Annotated in this window: 5 protein-coding genes and 1 pseudogene; 4 read left to right on the top strand and 2 right to left on the bottom strand. The window is 63.4% G+C overall.

Features of this window, described 5'->3' with window-relative positions; genetic code table 11:
* Nucleotides 1-92: 92 nt before the first annotated feature.
* Complete coding sequence (locus tag QMX91_RS28740; RefSeq protein ID WP_282413749.1) at nt 93-830, bottom strand: TorF family putative porin; 738 nt, start codon at nt 828-830, stop codon at nt 93-95.
* 183 nt (nt 831-1,013) lie between these two features.
* Nucleotides 1,014-2,756 (bottom strand): amidohydrolase, encoded by a 1,743-nt coding sequence (locus QMX91_RS28735; protein WP_282413748.1) that lies wholly within the window; start codon nt 2,754-2,756, stop codon nt 1,014-1,016.
* A 103-nt stretch (nt 2,757-2,859) separates the two neighbouring features.
* Between QMX91_RS28735 and QMX91_RS28730 the strand changes: the two genes are divergently transcribed.
* The 4 genes and pseudogenes from QMX91_RS28730 to QMX91_RS28715 all read left to right on the top strand — a co-directional run.
* The gene (locus QMX91_RS28730; RefSeq protein ID WP_098964222.1) at nt 2,860-3,777 is read left to right on the top strand and encodes a LysR family transcriptional regulator; all 918 of its coding nucleotides are present in this window, start codon (nt 2,860-2,862) and stop codon (nt 3,775-3,777) included.
* 108 nt (nt 3,778-3,885) lie between these two features.
* Nucleotides 3,886-4,503 carry a transcriptional repressor LexA gene (gene lexA, locus QMX91_RS28725; RefSeq protein WP_134786550.1) on the top strand — a complete coding sequence of 206 codons (618 nt, stop codon included), beginning with the start codon at nt 3,886-3,888 and terminating at the stop codon, nt 4,501-4,503.
* Nucleotides 4,503-5,120 carry a translesion DNA synthesis-associated protein ImuA gene (imuA, locus tag QMX91_RS28720; protein ID WP_097087240.1) on the top strand — a complete coding sequence of 206 codons (618 nt, stop codon included), beginning with the start codon at nt 4,503-4,505 and terminating at the stop codon, nt 5,118-5,120. The genes lexA and imuA overlap by 1 nt, the downstream gene beginning before the upstream one ends.
* Nucleotides 5,121-5,127: 7 nt before the next feature.
* Nucleotides 5,128-5,402 (top strand): annotated as a pseudogene (locus tag QMX91_RS28715) (DNA polymerase Y family protein); the annotation flags it as partial.

Below are 5,402 nucleotides of genomic sequence, written 5' to 3'. Positions count from 1 at the left end.
GCTCGCGATAGCGGTGGGTCGGCCGACATCGTTGTTGAATGCCACACCGCCATCGCGAGCAGGCTCACTCCTACAATGGGTACTTTGGTGGGTCAGAAGGATTTGCTCAGGCTGGCGACCACCGTTGCGGTGCACACATCCTTGAATCCCCAGTTACTCAGGCACTGGCTCTGCGACAGATCGGTATCGATATAGCTCAGGCCCAACACCACCCCGGCCAGGTTGTGGGTCAGCTTGACCTCCCACTCCCGATAACTGTCCTCGCCATGCCCGGACGCCGAGTACAGGTGCGGGTCCTTGAAGTCCATGTTGCCGTAACGCAGTTTCAGCCCGGAATCGAACGGCAACTCGGTTTCATAACCGACATAGGTGTAGAGCGAGCTCTGCTTGCTGTCGATTCCCGGCGCATCGCTGGAGTAATACGCCGCCAGCTTCACCCCGTAGACACCGAGAATCCCGTAGACCTCGCTCTGGTTGAACTGGCTTTCCCTGGGGTAGGCGTACTTGAGGTAACCCAGATCGAGGCTGACATCCTCGGTGGCCTGCCACAGCCAGCCGGCGTAGTAATCGACTTCCTGCCGGGTTTTCAGGCCACCGCCGAAGTCGACGTTGGAACTCCAGGCACCCACGTACAGGCCGCTGCTATGGGCCAGGGTCAGACCGGCCTGCACGGCCGGGTCATTTTGGGTTTGCGAGATGCCGCGGGTGCGGTAGTCGCTGGCCAGGGTCAGGTCGACCAGCAAGGCGAAATCGTCGTTCAGGGGGATCGCGTGGCTGCTCAAGGGCAGCAAACTGGAAAAACCGAGGGCGAACAGGGGCAAGGCTTTCATGTGAAGTCCCGGTGTTGTGATTGTTATGGGGGCTGGAAAAAGCAGTGGAAATGCTTGGGTAGGGTGAAAGTCCCTGTGGGAGCGGGCTTGCTCGCGAAGACGGTGGGTCAGGTATCGAAATGTTTGCTGACCGGACGCCTTCGGGAGCAAGCCCCCTCCCACAAAAGCGAGGGGGGCCTGTTGTTATGGGGTGGCGGTGTAGACCTGGCGGCCAGCGAACCAGGTTTGCAGCACCTGGGTGTCATGCAGCGCCTTGTTGTCGACGCTGAACACGTCGCGATCGACCATGATGAAGTCCGCCTGCTTGCCCGGCGTCAGCGAGCCAATCTGCTTCTCCAGGCCAATCGTGCGCGCCGCGTTGAGGGTATAGGCGTAAAACATGCTTTCGCGATCCAGACGCTCGTCGGCATTCAGCACGCCCAGCGGGCCGACGCGGGTGATGGCCTGGGCCATGGCGTTGAACGGGTTGGGCGACGACACCGGCCAGTCGCTGGCACCGGCAATCGTCGCGCCCTGTTTCAGCAGCGAGTGCGCCGGGTATTGATAGCGAAAGGCGAGGGCGCTGACGTAGGGCTTGATCATGTCGGTGGTGTAGTCATCGGCACTGGCCCACAGCAATTGCATCGAGGCGATCACGTTCAGCGGCTTGAAGCGGGCGAACTCTTTCGGGTTGACCATCTGCAGGTGCGTGATCGAGTGAGTGATGCCGCTCTGCCGATCCTTGCGCGCGCGCTCGATACCGTTCAGCGATTCACGCACCGCGCGGTCGCCGATGGCATGGATGTGCACCAGCCAGCCGCGCTGGTCGATGGCGCTGACCAGTTCACCGAAATGCTCTGGATCGATCAGCAGCTCGCCCTGTTTGTGCGAATTGCTGTATGGGTCGATCATCGCCGCGCTCTGCGCCGGGTACTCGATCACGCCGTCGGCGAAGATCTTGACCCCGGGCAGGGTCAGGTTGGGGATGCCCTGAAACTGCTGGCGCACCTTATCCAGCGTGTCGAGGTCGGCGGGCAGGCTTTTCGGGTTGGCCACCAGCAGCGCTGCAACGTGCACGCTCATGCCGCCGCTTTCCGACAGCGCTTTGTAGGCTGGCAGCACGCCGACGGTTTTCTCAGTGGGTTTGAGGGCGAAGACCGGTTCGCCCGGTGCGGCGTTGGCGGCGGGGTCCATCCACGCGGTGATGCCGAGGCTGTTGTTGAAGCGCACCGCGGATTTGGCCGCGGTGAGCATATCGGCCGGGCTCGGCACCGGCATTTTCGCGGCGACCCGGTCCCAACCGGCATCGACCAGAAAGCCGTTGGGCTCGCCGCTGGCCAGTTTGCCGATCGTGTCTTGTTCCGCAGCGGGCAGGGTCTTGAGCAACGCCGCGTCGATGCCGGCGCGCTTGAGCATCACGTTGTTGGCCCACGCGGTGTGGTGATCGCTGCCGGTGAACACCACCGGCACGTCAGCCCATTCGCCGTGGTTGAAGGTCTTGCCCAGCGCTTCGGCCTGCGCCCAGTACGCCGAACTCATGCCGGCAATGCTCAGCACATCGCCATGTCTGGCCTTGCCGTCGTCACGCCAGGTGCGCAGGCGCTGTTCCAGTTCGTCGAGGGCGACGACTTCGTCTTCCATGTTGGCCGAGACCATTTCCAGACCGCCGAAAATCGCGTGGGAATGGCTGTCGATCAAGCCTGGCATCAGCGTCTTGCCGCCGAGGTCGATCACCTGCGTGCCGGGTTCGATCAGCGCCTTGATCTGCGCATCGCTGCCGACTTTCAGCACCTTGCCGTTTTCCACGGCCAGCGCCTGCACCTTCGGTTGCGAGCGGTCGGCGGTGAAAATCATGCCGTTGACCAGTACCAGATCGGTGGCGGCCATGGCTTCCATCGAGGCAAAACTTACAGCGCTCACCAACAGACTCGGGATGAATCTTTTCATTGAAGATTTCCTTGTTATTGCGTCTGATGGCCAGATTAGTGGCTGACACTGGCCGACAGAACGCCTCCCTCACGAAAAACGTTTTTGCCTGAATGGAAAAAGCATGGACAAGCTGGGTGCACTGAAAATGTTCGTGGTTACCGCGCAACTCGGCAGTTTCAGCCGCGCGGCGGAGCAACTGGGCAAGACCCCATCGGCCCTGACCAAAGCGGTCAATCATCTGGAGTCGGAACTTGGCGCGCGGCTGTTCGAACGCAGTACGCGGCGGATTCTGCTCACCGAAATCGGCCGGGTTTATCTGGAAACCGCGCGACTGGTGTTGCAGCGACTGGAGGAGGCCAGCGAGGAAATCGAGCAGTTGCAGCACGGTCTGCGCGGCAGCCTGAAAATCACCGCACCGCTGGCGTACGGGCGGGCGTTTCTCGATCAGGTGTGCGACGGCTTTTTGCAGCAATACCCGCAGATCAGCCTGCAAGTGGACCTGTGCGACGCGTTCGTCAATCTGCTGGAAAGCGGCTATGACCTGGCCTTGCGCGAGGGCCATGACGACCTGCCGGGGCTGATCGCCCGGGTGGTCGGCAGCAATCGCCTGGCCTTGTGCGGCAGCCCGGACTATCTGGCGCGCAAGGGTTTGCCGGTGAATCCGCAAACCCTTGAGCAGCATGAATGGCTGCTGTATCAGCACCCGTTGCTCAGTCGCGAGTTCTGGTGGGCCGAGCGCGATGGCCAGCGGCTGAGCCTGCCACAGCCGACGGCGCCGCGCTTGCGCAGCGACAATTACGACCTGTTGCTGGCCAGTGCTTTGGCCGGACGCGGCTTGCTGCACACACCGCTGTGGAGCGCCGCACCGTACATTGCCGACGGGCGTCTGGTGCGGGTCATGGCTGACTATGAAATCGACCCGGACAGCTTCGGCCCGCACATTCTCGCGGTGTACCCGAGCCATCGACGGGCCACGGCCAAGGTCGTCGCCTTCATAGATTACATCTCGGCATTTCTGGCCGAGCGCGGATTGAACTGACACCCGTTCCCTGTAGGAGCTGCCGAAGGCTGCGATCTTGTGATTTTTGTGGATCGCCAGCGCAGGCCGACTGGCGGTGCTTGTCAGTAAAATCCCACAGGAGTACAAATGTACTCCATGACCAATCTTACTCCTCGCCGTACCGCCATCCTGACCTTTATCCGCGAACGCATCGCCGAACACGGTCAGCCCCCAAGCCTCGCTGAAATCAGCGAGGCTTTTGGTTTTGCCTCGCGCAGCGTGGCGCGCAAGCACGTGCTGGCGCTCACCGAAGCCGGGTTTATCGAGGTCAATCCGCATCAGGCCCGGGGCATTCGCCTGCTCGGGCAACCCGCGCGGCCGGAGCTGCTGGACATTCCGGTGCTCGGCCGGGTGGCTGCCGGTGCACCGATCGGCGCCGATGCCGACATCCATAACCGCTTGATGCTTGATCCCGCGCTGTTCTCCCGTGCGCCCGACTACATGTTGCGGGTGCAGGGCGACTCGATGATCGAGGACGGCATTCTCGACGGTGATCTGGTGGGAGTGAAGCGCAATCCCGAGGCGCTCAACGGCCAGATCGTGGTGGCGCGACTCGATGGTGAGGTGACGATCAAACGCTTCGAACGTGTCGGCGCTACGGTGCGCCTGCTGCCGCGTAACCCGGCGTACCAGCCGATTGTCGTGCGCGATGATCAGGACCTGGCCATCGAAGGGGTGTTCTGCGGTCTGGTGAGGCAAGGCTGATGGGCGCCGTCGTTGCACTCGATACGCTGTTCAATGGCGGCCAGGTCTGGAAGGGCCGGCCTGCGCCACCGGCGGCCAGCCCGCAACCCACCGGGCATGCCGCGCTGGATGCGGCACTGCCCAGCGGTGGCTGGCCGGAAGCGGCGCTGAGCGAAATCCTCCTGGCCGGCCCCGGGGTTGGCGAGTTGCAACTGGTGTGGCCGACGCTGGCGCGGATGTCGGCGGCGGGCGAGCGCATCGTGCTGGTGGCGCCACCGTTCGTGCCGTACCCGCAGGCGTGGGCGAACGCCGGGGTCGATCTGCGCCAGTTGTCGGTGATTCAGGCCAGCGAACGCGATGCCTTGTGGGCGGCGGAACAATGCCTGCGTTCCGGCAGTTGCGGCGCGGTGCTGTGCTGGCCGCACAAGGCCGATGACCGTGCGTTGCGGCGTTTGCAGGTAGCGGCAGAAACCGGCCAGACCCTGGCGTTTGCCTGGCGCCCGCTGAGCGAGGCGATCAACCCGTCGCCGGCCGCGTTGCGTATTGCCATCGACGCCAGACCGGCCCAGTTGCGCGTGCTCAAGTGCCGTGGCGGACTGGCGCGCACGGCGCCGATTGCCTTTGCCGTCGGGCACTGAGGTCGTCATGCGCTGGGTGTGTATTCTGTTCCCGCAATTGGCCCTCGACGCCGTGCTGCGTCAGCGTGCCGATCCCGATGAGCCGTTGGTGCTGCTCAGTGGCCCGGCCCAGCGCCGGGTGCTGCAAGCGGTGAATGCAGCGGCGCGCCAGCTCGGCTTGCGCGCCGGCCAGTCGATGACCGCCGCGCAGGCCCTAAGCAAAGGCTTTGCCACCGCCGATTACGACCTGGCCGAGGTCGCGCACTGGCAGCAGTTTCTCGCCGCGTGGGCCTATCGTTTCAG

The organism is Pseudomonas sp. PS01299, assembly GCF_029960145.1.
Classification (GTDB): domain Bacteria; phylum Pseudomonadota; class Gammaproteobacteria; order Pseudomonadales; family Pseudomonadaceae; genus Aquipseudomonas; species Aquipseudomonas putida_A.
Note: the sequence above shows the minus strand (reverse complement) of the source record. Positions and strands in the feature narration are given on the sequence as shown.